The sequence below is a fragment of the Cryobacterium cheniae genome (assembly GCF_004403395.1).
Lineage (GTDB): Bacteria > Actinomycetota > Actinomycetes > Actinomycetales > Microbacteriaceae > Cryobacterium > Cryobacterium cheniae.
Genome location: NZ_SOGN01000014.1, coordinates 1 through 15784 on the forward strand (window position 1 = coordinate 1; position 15784 = coordinate 15784).

Genomic DNA, 15784 nt, shown 5'->3' on the forward strand with positions numbered 1-15784 from the left:
TCCGCCGCCTCTTCGACGCATACCTCTCACCGAAGAGCGCCCCGGTCGCCTTCCACACCGAAGACGACGCCGCCGGCGACCGTGAATCAGCCCGCGAACGGGCGCTGCTCGAACGAGACGACCGCACCCCCGACCAGCGCCGCCACGACGTCCTCGCGGTGATCCTCGACGTCGCCTCCCGCGCCGGCGAGGCCCCGACCATCGGCGGCGCCCCCGCCACGGTCCTGATCAGCGTGCGGGAACAAGACCTCAACGCGGACTTCGGCCAGGGCCGCGGCATCGGCTGGATCGACGGCGTCGAGGCCCCGATCGCGATCAGCGCCGTCAAAGACCTGATCAGCAACGGCGGACAGCAGAAAGTCGTGATCAACGCCGAAGGCCGCATCATCGCCCTCGGCTCACCCGAACGCTGNCGGCTCACCCGAACGCTGCTTCACCCCCGCACAGCGGCGGGCGATTCAACTCCGCGACGGCACCTGCATCATCGCAGGCTGCAAAATCCCCGCCGGGATGACCGAAATCCACCACGTCATCCCCCACGCCCAGGGCGGCCGAACCCACACCGACAACGGCGTCTGCCTCTGCTGGTGGCACCACCGCTACCTTGCCGCGTCAGGCTGGGCCATCCGCATGATGCGGGGGGCCGCGCAGATCATGGCACCACCCTGGCTCGAAACCGGCGCCCGCAAGTGGCGCACCGTCACCAAATCCCGCACCCGAATGACAGACGCGGTCGAACGGAAGAATATTGTCAGGGACGACGAGTGACTCGGGTCTCGGGTCTCGGGTCTCGACAGGCTCGTCCAACGTCGCGGGAACCTGGGTGGGATTGGGGCGGTGCTACTGCACCGCGGAGGTCAGCCGGGCGAGGTTGTCGAGCACCGTGGAGCGCAGCGGCTGCTTCATCCACTCCTCGAGCGTGAGTTCGCGGCTGTCTTCCCGGTAACCATCTTCGACCACCCGCAGCTGCTGCACGAAGGAGCGGCCGCGCACCATCATCGACACCTCGAAGTTGAGGCTGAATGAGCGCATGTCCATATTGCTCGACCCGATCACGGCCACCTCGTCGTCGATGGTGAAGTGCTTGGCGTGCAGCACGTAGGGCGCCTTGTACAGGTAGATCTTCACGCCCGCCCGCAGTAGTTCCTCGTAGTAGGAGCGCTGCGCGTGGTAGACGAGGGCCTGATCGCCGATCTCGGAGACGAACAACTCCACCCGCAGCCCCCGCTGGGTGGCCGTCGTGATGGCGTACATGATCGACTCGTCCGGCACGAAGTACGGACTCGTGATGATGATGCGCTCCTGCGCGTAGTAGAGCAGCGCGAGAAACAGGCGCAGGTTGTTCTCACCCTCGAAGCCGGGCCCGCTGGGCACGATCTGGCAGTCCAGGGAGTGCGGCACGATGTCGGTCTGAACCGGCTGGATGTCCCGGGTGAGCAGGTCGTCGGTCTCGCTGTACCAGTCGGTGATGAAGATCGCATTGAGGCCCGACACGATCGGCCCCTCGACGCGCGTCATCAGGTCTTTCCATTTCAGGCCGCGACGGATGTTTTTGGGTATGTTGTAGGACCGGTCGATGACGTTCTGCGACCCCATGTAGCCGACCGTGCCGTCGATCACCAGGACCTTGCGGTGGTTGCGCAGGTCCGGCCGCTGCCATTTGCCTTTGAGCGGCTGCAACGGCAGCAGCAACTCCCATTTGACGCCGGAGTCGGTGAGCCGGCGCAGTGTCTCGCGGTAGCCGGGCTTGCGCATCGACTGGATGTGGTCCATCAGCACACGCACCGTGACGCCGCGCTTGACGGCGTTCTCGAGGGCATCGAACAGCGGAGCGGTGGTCGGGTCCAGCGAGAAGATGTAGAACTCGACGTGCACGAAGTTGCGGGCCCGGTCGATATCGGTCACCATCTCGGCGAACGTGCTCTCATAGTCGCCGAGCAGCCGAGCCTTGTTGCCGCCGACCAGCGGCATCGACCCTAGATTGCGGTTGAGTTCGACGACGGACTCGAGCCAGAGCGGCCAGGGGTGGTCGCGGCGCACCTGTTCGATGCCCTCGGTGCTGTCGAGGATGAACTGGTTGATCTCCTCCTGCATCTCCAGCCGCTTCTTCGGCAGTGTGCGATAGCCGATCATCAGGAAGAGCAAAGCCCCGATGTAGGGCAGGAAGAAAATGGTGAGCAGCCACGCCATGCCCGACGTCGGCCGGCGGTTGCGAGGAACGACGATGATCGCCACCACACGGATGGCGAAATCAACCACCAGGGCGATCACCAGGATGATGGTCGAGATGTCGATGCCGAACATCCGGTGCTAGGTGACCGGTTTGTCGAGCCCGAGCTTGGCGCGCTCTTCCGCCTCGATCCTGGCGTAGACCTTTCGCTCCGTGCGATCGGACCGCAGGATGGAGCGCATCACAAACCAGAAGATGAGCCCGATCGCGACGGTGGGCAGGAGCGACCAGAAAGCGCTGACCCAGAAATTGTCCATGATGACTCCAACGATACGGGAAAACGGCGGGCAGGCGGCGCTACTTGTTCAGCATCCCAGCGATGCCGGTGCCGATGGCGTAGATCCCCGTTCCCGCGACGCCGACCCAGATCGACAGCTCGAGCAGGGACGGACGTCGGCGGGCTCGCGGCGCCGGTTCGCCGGGCGGGGGTTCGCCGGGAGGTTCAGAGCTCATAGACGGATTATTTCACCAGCGGGAACAGGATGGTCTCCCGGATTCCGAGCCCGGACAGCGCCATCAGCAGGCGGTCGATGCCCATGCCCATGCCGCCGGTGGGCGGCATGCCGTATTCGAGGGCCCGCAGGAATTCCTCGTCGAGGCGCATGGCCTCAGGGTCGCCGCCGGCGGCGAGGCGCGCCTGCTCGACAAAACGCTCGCGCTGCACGACCGGGTCGACCAGCTCGGAGTAGCCGGTGGCCAGCTCGAAGCCGCGCACATACAGGTCCCACTTCTCGACGACACCGGACACGCTGCGGTGGCCGCGCACGAGTGGGCTGGTGTCGATCGGGAAGTCCATCACGAACGTGGGGCGGGTCAGGCCGCCCTTGACGAAGTGCTCCCACAGCTCCTCGACGTATTTGCCGTGGATGGGGTGGTCGATGTCGAGGCCCTCCCTGTCGGCGAGCACCTTCAGCTCGGCGAGCGGCGTGGCCGGCGAGATCTCGTAGCCGACGGCCGCGGACAGGCTGTCGTACATGCCGATCCGGTCCCAGTCGCCGCCCAGGTCGAATTCGGTGCCGTCGGCCCAGGTCACCACGTGCGAGCCGGCAATGGCGAGCGCGGCATCCTGAATGAGGGTCTGGGTGAGGTCGGCGATCGAGTTGTAATCGCCGTAGGCCTCATAGGCCTCCAGCATGGCGAACTCGGGCGAGTGGGTGGAGTCGGCGCCCTCGTTGCGGAAATTGCGGTTGATCTCGTAGACCCGGTCGATGCCGCCGACCACGGCGCGCTTGAGGAACAGTTCCGGGGCGATCCGCAGGTAGAGGTCGGTGTCGAACGCGTTGCTGTGCGTGGTGAACGGGCGAGCGGATGCGCCGCCGTGCATGACCTGCAGCATCGGCGTCTCGATCTCGATGAAATTGCGCTCCGTGAAGGTGCGGCGCAGACTCGCCACGGTCTGCGAGCGTTGGATCACACTGCGGCGGGCCTGCTCACGGGCGATGAGGTCGAGGTACCGGCTGCGCACGCGGGTCTCCTCGCTGAGCTCGGTGTGCAGGTTCGGCAGCGGCAGCAGCGCCTTCGCGGCGACCTGCCACTCTCTCGCCATCACGGAGAGCTCGCCGCGCCGGGAGGAGATGACCTCGCCGGAGACAAAGAGGTGGTCGCCGAGGTCGACGAGGTCCTTCCAGTCGGCGAGGGACTCCTCTCCCACCTCACCCAGGGAGATCATGGCCTGGATGCGGCTGCCGTCGCCGGACTGCAGGCTGGCGAAGCAGAGCTTGCCGGTGTTGCGCAGGTGCACGACGCGGCCGGCGAGACCGACGGTGACGCCGGTGACGGCATCCGCTTCGAGGTATCCGAACTGCGCGCGAACGGCGGGGATCGTGTCGGTGACGGGCACGGACACCGGGTAGGCGCCGCCGGCGGGGCTGGTCGCGGCGGCGTTCAGCCGGTCACGCTTGGCCAGGCGCACGACCTTCTGCTCGTTCGTCTCGGCCTCCGCCGCCGCGGCGGCCAGGATCTCGGCCTCGGTCGGTGCTGGTTTCTGCTGCTCGCTCATGCGGTTCTCCGTGGCGCGTGGCGGCCGGGCGGTGCCCGGCGCTCCCGCGCGTGCTCATAAATGTGACGACGTGTTGATGAAAGGTCGGGTTGGTGACTGTCGGGCTGGTGCTGCGGCCTAGGGAAGGTCCAGGGCCACGTTGTCGATCAGCCGGGTGTGACCGACCAGCGCGGCGACCAGCATGCGGGCCGGGCCGTGATGCTCGTCCCCGACCGGAAGGAAGGTCTGGGGGTCGACGACAACGAGATAGTCCAGTTTAACCAGCGGCTGGGCGTCGATCCGCGCGTGGGCGGCCTGCAGTGCGACCTGGGCCCCCTGGGCGGCGACGGATGCGGCGGCCTCGAGCCCCGCGGACAGCGCCCGGGCGGCGGCGCGCTGCACCGGTTCGAGAGCGAGATTGCGGCTGGAGAGGGCGAGTCCGCCGTCTTCGCGCACGATCGGGACGACCTCGATGGCGGGCCTGAAGTTGAGGTCGGCCAGCATCCGTTCGACCAGGAAGACCTGCTGCGCGTCTTTCTGCCCGAACACGGCCACGTCGGGTCCGACGATGTTGAACAGCTTCGCGACCACCGTCAGCATGCCGTCGAAGTGTCCGGGGCGCGCCGCGCCCTCGAAGAGGCTGCCGACGGCGCCGGCGGTCACCCGGGTGGAAGCGGCGCCGTCCGGGTAGATCACCTGGCTGGTCGGCGCGAACACGAACGGCACGCCCTCCTCGGCCAGAGCCGCGACATCGGCCTCGAGGGTGCGCGGATAGCTGCCGAGGTCTTCCCCGACACCGAATTGCAGCGGGTTGACGAAGATCGACACCACGACGATGTCGCCGATGCTGCGCGCCCGGCGAACCAGGGTCAGGTGACCGGCATGCAGGGCCCCCATGGTCGGGACCAGCACGATGCGGGGTGGACCGCCGGCCTCGCCGCGCTCGGCGCGTTCGCACTCGATGCGCTTCTGCGCATCGGCGAGGCGGCTGCGCAGTTCCTCGATGGTGCCGATGACTTCTGGTTTGGTGAGCACGTTCACTCGTCCTCCGGTGTGTTGCGGTTGTTTCATTCGTCGAAATCGTCCTGGTCGCTGGGCTCGAGCGCCTCAAGCGCGTCGAGTTGGGACAGGTCGAGGCGGTCGGGGCTGGTGCGGGCCAGCGCGTTCTCCAGGGCGGAGCGCATCAGCGGCGCGATCACCGCCCCGGGGTGTTCGATGCCGATGCCGGACAGCAGCCCGGTGGCCTGTTCCACGATCGAGGTGGAGAACGCCGTGGCGGTCTCGACGGCCTCGGCGTAGGCGGCCCGGTCGGCGTCCGCGACGATCACGGGCTCGCCGCCCATCTCCACGACCAGCGCCTGCCCGATCGGGAGCACCGGCGTGGGCGCCGTCACCGCGAAGTAGCTGTCGGCGAGGCGGGCCAGGTCGATGCTGGTGCCGGTGAAGCTCATGGCCGGGTGGATGGCCAGCGGGATCGCACCGCCGGCCTGCGCCGGGGCCAGTACCGCGGTGCCGTATCGGGCGGAGGTGTGCAGCACGAGCTGGCCCGCCTGCCAGGTTCCGGTGGCCGCGAGCCCGCTGACGAGGCTCTCCAGCTGGGCATCGGGCACGGCGATGATCACCAGTTCGCTGCGCTCGACGATCTCGGGAACGGTGAGGATGGGCGCGCCCGGCAGAATCGCTTCGGCCCGGTCGCGGCTGGACTGCGAGATGGCGGAGATGCCGACGATCGCATGGCCTGCCCCGGCGAGGGCGGCGCCGAGGATGGGTCCGACCCGGCCGGCACCGATGATGCCGATTCCGAGGCGTCCGGGACGCTGCGTCATTCGGTGACTCCGTTCGGTTGGTTCCGGTTCGGTTGGTTCCGGTTCGGTTGGTTCCGGTTCGGTTGGTTCCGGTCCGGTTGGTTCCAGCCCGGTTGGTTCCAGTGGTGGCTGGTGTCCGCCTGGGCCGACGAGATGGCGCCGGAGGCGATCCGATCGAAGAAGATTGGGGCCTCGGCGACGTCCACCACCCCGAGATAGGCAGACACCGGCCCGGCGACGGTGTGCAGCCGAGCGGACGCGAGGCGCAGCATCCGGGTCACGGGGCCCTGCGAGATGGTGACACTCTGCAATCGGGCCAGCGGAATCAGCATCAGCTCCCGCGAAATCACGCCGCGGCGGAGCAGGGCGATGCCGTCCGAGACGGTGTAGCCGGTACGGCGCCACGAGAACGGATGCAACCAGGCCGCCCGGCGCGGCGCGTTCGTGAAGCCGTCGTCGCCGCCCTTCGAACGCAGGCCCCGTTCGATCAGGGCCTGCTGCTCCCCCGAGTCGAACCCGGGCAGGATCAGCTCGAGCACCCGGGCGACGTCGGCGAGCGTGCCGACCGGGAGGGTGGTGGTGTTGGCCTCTCCGGCGGCCCCCTTGGTAGTGGAGTGGCCGGCCGTATTGATGCGCACCTGCCACCAGCCGAACGGGCGCCAGAGCAGCGGCTGCGAGACGCCGATCGCGTGGATCCGGCCCGGCGGCAGGGTCTCGTTGCTGGTGGTGAGCAGCCCGAAGCCGACCCTCACACCGTCGGGGGTGCCGGCGATGCTGTAGCGCAGCGACTTGGTGACGCGGGTGAAGTAGAAGCTGACGCTCGCGATCAGGGTGGGGATGAAGGCCACGAGCAGCCAGTCGCTGCCGCCGGCGGTCACGCTGATGAGCAGGGCGATTCCGGCGAGCACGACGAAGACCGTGAAGCCGCTGAACACGACGGATCCGATCAGCCGTCCGGGCGGAATCCGCACCACCGATTCCGGCGGCGCCGCGTCGGGGTCGAGCTCGGGTGCGAAGAAGTCCCGGGCCCGGTCGGCGACGGTGAAGGGAACGGCGGCGGTGCCGGGAGACATGGCGGTGCCGGGAGAGGCTGCGATGCCGGGAGTCGTGGCGGTGCCGGGAGAGCGGACGGCCTCGGGAGCGAGGCCGAGGGTGGGAGCGAGCGCGGCATCCGCAACGGCAACGGCCTGCTGCCGCAGCCCGGACGCGAGGCGAAGGATGTCGCGGCGCAGCTGGTCGGCCGGGGCCGACCCCAGGTAGGCCAGTTGCACGTTGGCGTCCTGGCCGGCCACGCTGACCTCCAGTTTCGCGGCGCCGATCAGGCGCGGGATGAACGGGCGCACGATGTTGACACCCTGGATGCGATCGAGGCGGGCCCGGCGGTTGCTGCGGAAGAGCATTCCGCTGCGCACCTCGACGACCTCCCCGGTGACCCGGAAGGTGTGCATCCGCCAGGACAGGTAGAAGACCGCCAGGATCAGCAGGAGCACGACCGCGACCACGAGCAGGGCCCAGCCGACGGCACCGCGCTCGAGGATCGCGTCGATCGGGTCCCCGCCGTAGCGCGGCACGCCGAAGAAAACGTCGATCAGTCGTTCGCGCAGGTTGGCGATGATGAAACCCAGCACCGCGACGATGAAGATGCCGCCGCGCAGCAGGGGGCTGGCCGGATGCAGCCGGTGCCATTCCCCGTCGGCGAGCGTGGTCACAGTCCGGCCCGGCGACTCTCGGCCAGCTCCACGAGACGGTCGCGCAGGCTCTCCGCGTCGGCGCCCGTGAGTCCGGGGATGAGTACCCCCGACGAGGCGGCCGCGGTCACGAATTTGAGGTCGGCCAGACCGAGCCAGCGCGCGATGGGGCCGCGGGTGATGTCGACCAGCTGCATCCGCCCGTAGGGAACGGAAACGAACCTGGTGAAGAGGATGCCGCGGCGGAAGAGCAGGTCGTCGCGCCGCAACTGGTAGCCGATGGCCCGCACCCGGCGTGGCTCGAAGGCGACGGTGGTACCGGTGATCAAAACGATGGCGCCGATCAGGTAGAGCGCCCACTGCACGTCGAAGAGAAACCACACCGCTGCGGCCGCAGCCGCGAGCACCAGTCCGAAGACGACGGTGCCGACCGTTTCCACCACCACGTAGCGCGGCGAGACGCGCTTCCACTCGCCCACGTCGGGGAGGTCCAGTCGCTCGGCTGGCTCAGCCACGCACTTCTCCCTGCTCTTGATCGTCGCCATCGGGGGGAAGCGTGCAGAAATGCTCGGCGACGAGCCCCAGGGTCAGGAGGATCGCAGCGCCCACCGCCGTCCCGATTGCGGGCCATAACGATGTTACCGTCGGTACGACCGACCGGGTCAGGATGTAGAGCCCGATTCCCAGCCCGCCGCCGAGCAGCAGCGACCCGCTCAGCGCCGACGCCTTCGCCAGCAGCGCCACCCGGATGGCCAGGAACGGGTTGACGTGTTTCCGGACCGCCCCACGGGTGGACTGACGGATCGGCCAGGCCAACGCCACGACGGCGACGCCGATGGCGAACAGCGCGATCGGCAACGTGATCGGGGGCAGGAATATCGCGGACCCGCCGGCCGCGGCGGCCGTCTCGAGCAGGAACGCGACGACCAGGCCGGCCAGGCCCAGGGCGATCAGCACGGAGGGCTGGGTGCGTTTCACCGGTTGCCGCCCGCGGACGGCAAGACGGCGTACGGCGTCAGGGTGGCATCGATCGCTCCGAGAAGCGTGCGCACGGGTCCGCGGCCCGGGATCACGGCCTCCGGGTCGAGGTCCAGCCAGGGCGCCAGCACGAAGTCCCGCTCGGCGGCCCGCGGGTGCGGGATACTCAAACGCTCGTCGTGCAGCGAGACCGAGCCGAACACAATGATGTCGATGTCGAGGGTGCGGTCGCCCCAGCGCTCGACCCGCACCCGGCCGTAGTCGTTCTCGATGGCGTTCACCGCGTCGAGAAGGGCGTGCGGGGCCCCGGTGTAGCGGATGCCGACCACCAGGTTCAGATAACGGGGCGCGTCGTCGTCGACGCCGTCGACCTTCACTGCGGCGGACTCGTAAACCGGAGAGACTCCGGTCAGCTCGAGTCCGGGCACCTGCTCCAGCGCGGAAATGGCCGCGGTGAGGGTGGTCAGGCGGTCGCCGAGGTTGCTCCCGAGGGCGAGCACCGCCGGCTGGCGGTTCGCGGCGGTCATGCCCGCGTCCGCACGATCTGTACGGCGACATCCGTGAAGGGAACGGAGATCGGCGCCTCTGGCTTGTGCACCGTCACCTGCACCTTCTCGGCGGCGTCATGCGCGAGCACCACGGCGGCGATGCGCTCGGCGACGGTTTCGATCAGGTCCACCGGGTTGTGCCGGACGGCATCCGTCACCTCCACGGCGAGGTCGCCGTAGTGGATGGTCTGCGTCACATCGTCGCTCGAGGCGGCGCGCTGCAGGTCGAGCCAGACCGTGACGTCGATGACGAAGTCCTGGCCGTTCTCCCGCTCGAAGTCGTAGACGCCGTGGTGCGCAGTGACGCGCAGGCCGGTGAGCGTGATGGAGTCACTTGTCATGGTCCCATTCTGGCGGAATCCGCCAGTGCCAGCACATTCAGCGCGGCTCGGGTCGCCGCGACGTCGTGCACGCGCACCGCCCAGGCGCCGGCCTGCGCGGCCAGCACGCTGACCACGGCGGTCGGCAGATCGCGCTCCAGCACGCCCGCGTCGGCCGGGAGCACACCGGCGAGGAACCGCTTGCGGGAGGCACCCACCATGACCGGGAACCCCAGGTCGGCGAACTCGGACAGGTGGGCCAGCAGGCGCCAGTTGTGCTGCGGCAGCTTCGAAAAGCCCAGCCCCGGGTCCAGCACGATTTTCTCCCGCCGCAGGCCGGCCGCGGTGAGCGCGTCGACCCGCGCGGACAGCTCGGCGCGCACGTCCGCGACGACGTCGCCGTAGACGGCGAGGTCGTCCATCTTCGGAGCGTGGGCTCGCCAGTGCATCGCCACATAAGTCAGTCCGCTCCGCGCGGCGACGGATGCCATCCGCGGGTCCGCCAGGCCACCGGAGACATCGTTGATGATCTGCGCCCCGGCGGCGGCCGCGGCGACTGCGGTGTTCGCGTTGAGGGTGTCGACGCTGACCATCAGCCCCTGCCGGGCGAGCTCCGCGATCACCGGGATCACCCGGGACTGCTCCTCCGCGGGTGCGACGCGGCCGGCACCGGGGCGGGTGGACTCACCGCCCACGTCGATCAGGTCGGCTCCCTGCAACCGCAGGTCGAGCGCGTGGGCGACGGCGGCATCCGTGGATGCCCACCGACCGCCATCGCTGAAGGAATCCGGCGTGACGTTGAGCACCCCCATGATCAGCGTGCGCGGCCGGGTCACCGACCGGAGCCGATCAGGGCCATGATCTCGGCGCGCATGGCGGGCTCGGCGAGGGAACCGCGGCTGGCCATCGTGACGGTCGAGCTGGCGGTCTGGCGCGAGCCGCGGGCGGCCACACAGCCATGCACGGCATCGAGCACGACCAGCACCCCGAGCGGCGCCAACCCGGTCTGGAGGGCCTCGGCGATCTCCTCAGTCAGGCGCTCCTGCATCTGGGGTCGGGCGGCGATCGCGTCGACGACCGCCGGCAGCTTGCCCAGCCCGACGACCCGCTCGTTCGGCACGTAGGCGAGGTGGGCGACTCCGAGGAAGGGCAGCAGGTGGTGTTCACAGACGGAGCGGAAGGCGATGTCGCGCAGGAGCACCAGTTCGCCCGTGTGCGGGCCCACCGGGATCGTGTCGCGCAGGTGGTCGACCGGGTCGACCGGCAGTCCGGCGAAGAACTCGGCGTAGGTCTCGGCCACCCGCCGCGGAGTGTCCTGGAGGCCCGGACGGGCCGGATCCTCGCCGATTGCGGCGAGGATCTCGGTGACCGCGGCTTCGATCCGCGCCCTGTCTACTGCCACCTCGGCCTACGCGGTGGCGGGGCGAGGGGTGCGGGCCGGCGTGCGGGCCGGCGTGCTCGCCGCGGCCTCGCCGGTGGTGTCGCCGTCGACGACTCCGCTCGGGGTCGAGGCCTTGGGTGCCGGCATCGCGATCGGCGGCAGGTCGGAGACCGGACGCTTGTCGCTGGACAGCCACTGCGGCCGCGGCGGCAGCTGGACGACACCCGTGAAGAGGTCGGCCAGGGCGTGCTGGTCGAGCGTCTCGTGCTCGAGCAGCGCGGCGGCCAGTTCGTCGAGGATGGCCCGGTTCGTGATCAGGACCTCGTAGGCCTCGTCGTGCGCGTCTTCGAGAAGCTGGCGCACCTCGGCGTCGACGCTTTCGGCGACCCGCTCGGAGTAATCCCGCTGGTGGCCCATGTCGCGGCCGAGGAAGACCTCGCCGGAACCCTGACCGAGCTTGAGCGGGCCGACGGCCGAGCTCATGCCGAATTCGGTGACCATCTTGCGGGCGGTCGAGGTGGCCTTCTCGATGTCATTCGAGGCGCCGGTGGTGGGGTCGTGGAAGATGATCTCCTCGGCCACCCGCCCGCCCATGGCGTAGGCGAGCTGGTCGAGCAGTTCGTTGCGCGTCACCGAGTAGCGGTCCTCGACCGGCATGACCATCGTGTAGCCGAGGGCGCGGCCACGCGGCAGGATCGTGATCTTGGTGACCGGGTCGGTGTTGCGCATCGCGGTCGCCACGAGCGCGTGGCCGCCCTCGTGGTACGCGGTGATCAGCTTCTCCTTGTCGCGCATGACTCGGCTGCGGCGCTGCGGACCGGCCATCACCCGGTCGACGGCCTCGTCGAGGGCGCGGTTGTCGATCAGCTGCGCGTTGGAGCGCGCGGTGAGCAGCGCGGCCTCGTTGAGCACGTTGGCCAGGTCGGCGCCGGTGAAGCCGGGCGTCTTGCGCGCCAGAACCTCGAGGTCGACGCCGGGCGCCATCGGCTTGCCTTTGGCGTGCACCTCGAGGATGCGCTTGCGTCCGAGCATGTCGGGCGCGTCCACGCCGATCTGGCGGTCGAAGCGACCGGGCCGCAGCAGCGCGGGGTCGAGGATGTCGGGCCGGTTGGTGGCTGCGATCAGGATGACGTTCGCTTTCACGTCGAAGCCGTCCATCTCGACCAGCAGCTGGTTGAGGGTCTGCTCGCGCTCGTCGTGCCCGCCGCCCATTCCGGCACCGCGGTGGCGTCCGACGGCGTCGATCTCATCGATGAAGATGATGGCCGGGGCGTTTTCCTTGGCCTGCTGGAACAGGTCGCGCACGCGGCTCGCGCCGACGCCCACGAACATCTCCACGAAGTCGGATCCGGAGATCGCGTAGAACGGCACATTGGCCTCGCCGGCGACGGCTCGGGCGAGGAGCGTCTTGCCGGTTCCGGGAGGGCCGTACAGCAGCACGCCCTTCGGGATGCGCGCCCCGACGGCCTGGAACTTTGCCGGCTCCTTGAGGAATTCCTTGATCTCGTGAAGCTCCTCGATGGCCTCGTCGGCGCCCGCGACATCCGCGAACGTCACCTGGGGGCTCTCCTTGGACACGAGCTTGGCTTTGGACTTGCCGAACTGCATGACCTTGTTGCCGCCGCCCTGCATGCCGGCGAGCATGAACCAGAAGAACGCACCGATCAGGAGTAGGGGCAGCATGATGCCGAGCAGAGACAGGAACCAGCTCGACTTCGGCACCTCGTCGGTGAAGCCGTCAGCGGGGTCGGCGTCGGTGACGGCCGTGATGACCTCTTCACCGCGCGGGGCGACGTAGTAGAACTGAACCTCTGTACCGAGTTCCTTATCCGCTTTGGTCAGGGTCAGGTCGACGCGTTGCTCGACGTCGACGATTTTGGCCTCGGAGACCTTTCCGTCTTTCAGGAGCTCCAGCCCCTGTTGGGTGGGAATCTCCTTGAATCCGGACATGGTAATGAGACTCGACCCTATCCAGACGGCAACAATCGCCAGGAGAATGTAGAGGAGCGGCCCGCGCAGTAGCTTCTTGACGTTCATCGTGGTGACAGGCTACCGTGACGCCGCTGGAGGAAGACCGTGTGTTCGCCCAAAGCGCTACCGAGCTCAGCTGTAGATGTGGGGAGCAAGAACGCCGACGGAGCGCAGATTGCGGTAGCGCTCGTCGAAGTCCAGGCCGTAACCGACGACGAACTGGTTCGGGATGTCGAAACCGAGGTACTTCACGTCGATGTCGACGCGTGCGGCATCCGGCTTGCGCAACAGGGCGCAGATCTCGACCGATTCCGGTCCGCGCGACTTCAGGTTGGAGAGCAGCCACGACAGGGTCAGGCCGGAGTCGATGATGTCCTCGACGATGAGCACGTTGCGGCCGAGCAGGTCGGTGTCGAGGTCCTTCAGGATGCGCACGACGCCGCTCGACTGCGTTCCGGACCCGTAGGAGCTGACCGCCATCCAGTCCATCGTGATCGGGTGCACCAGTTCGCGCGCCAGATCGGCCATGACCATGACCGCGCCCTTGAGCACGCCGACCAGCAGCAGGTCCTTGCCGGCGTAGTCTGCCTCGATCAGGCGGCACAGCTCGGCGAGCCGGGTGCGGATCTGATCCTCCTCGATCAGAATCTCGGTGAGGTCGCCTTCAATGTCGCGGGGTTCCATGGGAGCGGGAGGGTCCTTTGCTCGGGGCGTGTCCAGGCACGGTGATAATCAGCCAGCCGTCCTGCCGTACAACTCTAACGCTTGGCAGGTCGAGCGGCTTCTGCCCGTGCCAGTCGGTCACCAGGCGCAGCACCGCGAGCGTATGCACGCGCTCCAGGGAGACGCCGAACGCCCGTTCGACCGCGAACCGGATGATCCGTTGGCGCACTGCAGGCGGATTCGACTCGAGCCGGCCCGCGTCCAGGCGGATCCCGTGATCGGCCGGTTCGCTCAGCTGCTCGCTCAGCGCGCGGGCCAGGTCGTCGAGGGCGCTCGAGTCCTCACGCAGCTGCTCGGCCGTGCGCGCGAGCGCCTCGGCCACGCCGGGGCCCAGCTCCCGTTCGAGCGCCGGCAGCGCGGTCTGGCGCACCCGCACCCGCGTGTAGCGCGGGTCGTCGTTGTGCGGGTCCTGCCAGGGGTGCAGGCCGGCGTCCACGCAGAACTGCCGGGTCCGGGCGCGACGGATGCCGAGCAGCGGCCGCAGGATCGGCCCGGAGACCGGTTTCATTCCCTGCAGGCTCGTGGGACCCGATCCTCGGGCGAGGCCGAGCAGAACGGTCTCCGCCTGGTCGTCGAGGGTGTGCCCGAGCAGGATGTGGCTCGCGCTGGTCTCCCGGAGTGCCTCGGCGAAGGCCGCGTACCGGGCGGTGCGGGCGGAGGCCTCCGGACCACCGGCATCTGTGCCGTGATCGACCGTGACCCGGAGCACGAGCACCGGTTCGAGGCCCAATTCCTGTGCCTGCCGGGCCGCCTCGGCCGCGACGCCCGCCGAGCCGGCCTGGAGGGCGTGGTCGACGATGACCGCCCCGGCGCGGAGCCCCGCGCGCGGCGCCTCGAATGCGGCGGCCGCGGCGAGGGCGAGCGAGTCGGCTCCCCCGCTGAGGCCGACCAACACCAGGGCGCCGCCTGGGACCGGCCCGGCCTCGGCGAGCAGGGTGCGCACATGGCGGCGCACCTCGGCGATCGCCGGGGTCAGCCTCGGGCGGCGTGTGGACTCCATCCAGTAACGTTATCGACAGACTGTGAACAAGGGAGAGACCAGGCCATGGCCGCATACGACGCAGTAATTGAAATCCCTCGCGGGAGCCGCAACAAGTACGAAGTCGATCACGAGACCGGTCGGGTGTATCTGGACCGGGTTCTTTACACGAGCTTCGTGTACCCGACCGACTACGGCTTCTTCGAAAACACCCTCGGACTGGACGGCGACCCGGTCGACGTGCTGGTCCTGATCGAGTTCCCCCTGTTCCCGGGGGTCGGCGTGTCGGTTCGCCCGGTCGGCGTGTTCAATATGACGGATGACGGCGGCTCGGACGCGAAGGTCATCGCGGTTCCCGCCGGCGACCCGCGCTGGGACTACATCCAGGACGTCACGGACATCCCGGAGTACACCCGCAAGGAAATCGAGCACTTCTTCGAGCACTACAAGGACCTCGAACCCGGCAAATGGGTCAAGACCGAGGGCTGGGGCGACGCCGCGGAGGCCGACCAGATCGTGCGCGACGGAATCACGAAGCTGGCGGAAGAGGGCCACTAGCCCCCGCACCCAGCGAATCCGGCGCGATTCGTCTCGCCGAACTGTGAGAAAAGCCCCTTCCCGGAGTCCGGGAAGGGGCTTTTCTCACAGTTCGGCGATGGTGGCCGGCCGGATCAACCGGATCGGTTGGATCAGCCGGGTCGACCCACGTAGGGGGCCACGTCGCCGGCGGACCAGATGCTGTGGATGCGGACGGGCGCGGACGGGTTCGGGGCCTCGAGGATCTTGCCGCCGCCCACATAGAGCGCCACGTGATAATAGTCACCGCTGCCGCCCCAGAAGACGAGGTCGCCGCGCTGCACCTGGCTGAAGGGCACCAGGCGGCCTTGGTTGGCCATGGTGCGGTACTGGTTGGTCGCCGAGTGCGAGCCGATGTAGATGCCCGCCGCCGCGTAGGAGGCCTTCGTCAACCCGGAGCAGTCCCAGACGTTGGGCCCGGAGCCGCCCAGCACGTAGCGGTCGCCGAGCTGCTGGGTGGCGAATGACAGTGCCGTGTCGACCGCTCCTGCGCGCGGTGCTGGCGCCGGGGCTGGTGCCGGTGCCGGAGCCGCGGGCCTGGGCGCCGGTGCCGGTGCCGGAGCCGGAGCCGGAGCCGGAGCCGCGGGCCTGGGCGCCGGAGCCGGTG

The 15784-nt window shown here is 68.8% G+C and carries 19 protein-coding genes and 1 pseudogene; 3 read left to right on the forward strand and 17 right to left on the reverse strand.

Going from position 1 to position 15784, the window contains the following annotated elements:
- A pseudogene (locus E3T23_RS15935) lies at positions 1-350 on the forward strand (DUF222 domain-containing protein); the annotation flags it as partial.
- A gap of 133 nt (positions 351-483) precedes the next feature.
- Positions 484-768, forward strand: coding sequence for an HNH endonuclease (locus E3T23_RS02000; RefSeq protein WP_338145439.1), 285 nt, complete (start codon positions 484-486; stop codon positions 766-768).
- Positions 769-840: 72 nt separating this feature from the next.
- Here E3T23_RS02000 and cls read toward each other — a convergent pair whose 3' ends face one another.
- The 16 genes from cls to tilS all read right to left on the reverse strand — a co-directional run bounded on the left by cls (position 841) and on the right by tilS (position 14622).
- Positions 841-2304: a cardiolipin synthase gene (cls, locus tag E3T23_RS02005; protein WP_134368743.1), complete on the reverse strand. Its 1464-nt coding sequence runs from the start codon at positions 2302-2304 to the stop codon at positions 841-843.
- 6 nt (positions 2305-2310) lie between these two features.
- Positions 2311-2487: a hypothetical protein gene (locus E3T23_RS15085; protein WP_166806162.1), complete on the reverse strand. Its 177-nt coding sequence runs from the start codon at positions 2485-2487 to the stop codon at positions 2311-2313.
- A gap of 40 nt (positions 2488-2527) precedes the next feature.
- Positions 2528-2683 carry a hypothetical protein gene (locus E3T23_RS15090; RefSeq protein WP_166806163.1) on the reverse strand — a complete coding sequence of 52 codons (156 nt, stop codon included), beginning with the start codon at positions 2681-2683 and terminating at the stop codon, positions 2528-2530.
- Positions 2684-2690: 7 nt separating this feature from the next.
- Positions 2691-4229 carry a lysine--tRNA ligase gene (gene lysS / locus E3T23_RS02010; RefSeq protein WP_134368744.1) on the reverse strand — a complete coding sequence of 513 codons (1539 nt, stop codon included), beginning with the start codon at positions 4227-4229 and terminating at the stop codon, positions 2691-2693.
- A gap of 117 nt (positions 4230-4346) precedes the next feature.
- Positions 4347-5243 carry a pantoate--beta-alanine ligase gene (gene panC / locus E3T23_RS02015; RefSeq protein ID WP_420898293.1) on the reverse strand — a complete coding sequence of 299 codons (897 nt, stop codon included), beginning with the start codon at positions 5241-5243 and terminating at the stop codon, positions 4347-4349.
- 32 nt (positions 5244-5275) lie between these two features.
- A complete protein-coding gene (locus E3T23_RS02020) occupies positions 5276-6034 on the reverse strand; it encodes a Rossmann-like and DUF2520 domain-containing protein (protein ID WP_134368746.1) in 759 nt (252 codons plus the stop codon).
- Entirely contained in the window at positions 6031-7722 is a 1692-nt protein-coding gene (locus tag E3T23_RS15855; RefSeq protein ID WP_134368747.1) for a PH domain-containing protein, read from the reverse strand. Before E3T23_RS15855 ends, E3T23_RS02020 begins: the two co-directional genes overlap by 4 nt.
- Entirely contained in the window at positions 7719-8246 is a 528-nt protein-coding gene (locus E3T23_RS02030; RefSeq protein ID WP_134368748.1) for a PH domain-containing protein, read from the reverse strand. Before E3T23_RS02030 ends, E3T23_RS15855 begins: the two co-directional genes overlap by 4 nt.
- Positions 8209-8679: a DUF3180 domain-containing protein gene (locus E3T23_RS02035; protein WP_134368749.1), complete on the reverse strand. Its 471-nt coding sequence runs from the start codon at positions 8677-8679 to the stop codon at positions 8209-8211. The genes E3T23_RS02030 and E3T23_RS02035 overlap by 38 nt, the downstream gene beginning before the upstream one ends.
- Positions 8676-9206, reverse strand: a complete 531-nt coding sequence (gene folK / locus E3T23_RS02040; protein ID WP_134368750.1) for a 2-amino-4-hydroxy-6-hydroxymethyldihydropteridine diphosphokinase — start codon at positions 9204-9206, stop codon at positions 8676-8678. The genes E3T23_RS02035 and folK overlap by 4 nt, the downstream gene beginning before the upstream one ends.
- The gene (gene folB, locus E3T23_RS02045) at positions 9203-9568 is read right to left on the reverse strand and encodes a dihydroneopterin aldolase (RefSeq protein ID WP_134368751.1); all 366 of its coding nucleotides are present in this window, start codon (positions 9566-9568) and stop codon (positions 9203-9205) included. The genes folK and folB overlap by 4 nt, the downstream gene beginning before the upstream one ends.
- Positions 9565-10359, reverse strand: coding sequence for a dihydropteroate synthase (folP, locus tag E3T23_RS02050; RefSeq protein WP_134368758.1), 795 nt, complete (start codon positions 10357-10359; stop codon positions 9565-9567). Before folP ends, folB begins: the two co-directional genes overlap by 4 nt.
- Positions 10360-10379: 20 nt before the next feature.
- Positions 10380-10949 (reverse strand): GTP cyclohydrolase I FolE, encoded by a 570-nt coding sequence (gene folE / locus E3T23_RS02055; RefSeq protein WP_134368752.1) that lies wholly within the window; start codon positions 10947-10949, stop codon positions 10380-10382.
- Between the two features lie 6 nt (positions 10950-10955).
- The gene (gene ftsH, locus E3T23_RS02060) at positions 10956-12965 is read right to left on the reverse strand and encodes an ATP-dependent zinc metalloprotease FtsH (protein ID WP_134368753.1); all 2010 of its coding nucleotides are present in this window, start codon (positions 12963-12965) and stop codon (positions 10956-10958) included.
- Between the two features lie 66 nt (positions 12966-13031).
- Positions 13032-13583, reverse strand: coding sequence for a hypoxanthine phosphoribosyltransferase (gene hpt / locus E3T23_RS02065; protein ID WP_134368754.1), 552 nt, complete (start codon positions 13581-13583; stop codon positions 13032-13034).
- Positions 13564-14622 (reverse strand): tRNA lysidine(34) synthetase TilS, encoded by a 1059-nt coding sequence (tilS, locus tag E3T23_RS02070; protein ID WP_134368755.1) that lies wholly within the window; start codon positions 14620-14622, stop codon positions 13564-13566. Before tilS ends, hpt begins: the two co-directional genes overlap by 20 nt.
- Before the next feature lie 45 nt (positions 14623-14667).
- Here tilS and E3T23_RS02075 point away from each other — a divergent pair, with 45 nt between their 5' ends.
- Complete coding sequence (locus tag E3T23_RS02075) at positions 14668-15159, forward strand: inorganic diphosphatase (protein WP_134368756.1); 492 nt, start codon at positions 14668-14670, stop codon at positions 15157-15159.
- Positions 15160-15290: 131 nt separating this feature from the next.
- Here E3T23_RS02075 and E3T23_RS02080 read toward each other — a convergent pair.
- On the reverse strand, positions 15291-15784 hold a 494-nt coding region (locus E3T23_RS02080), incomplete at its 5' end, for a C40 family peptidase (protein WP_134368757.1).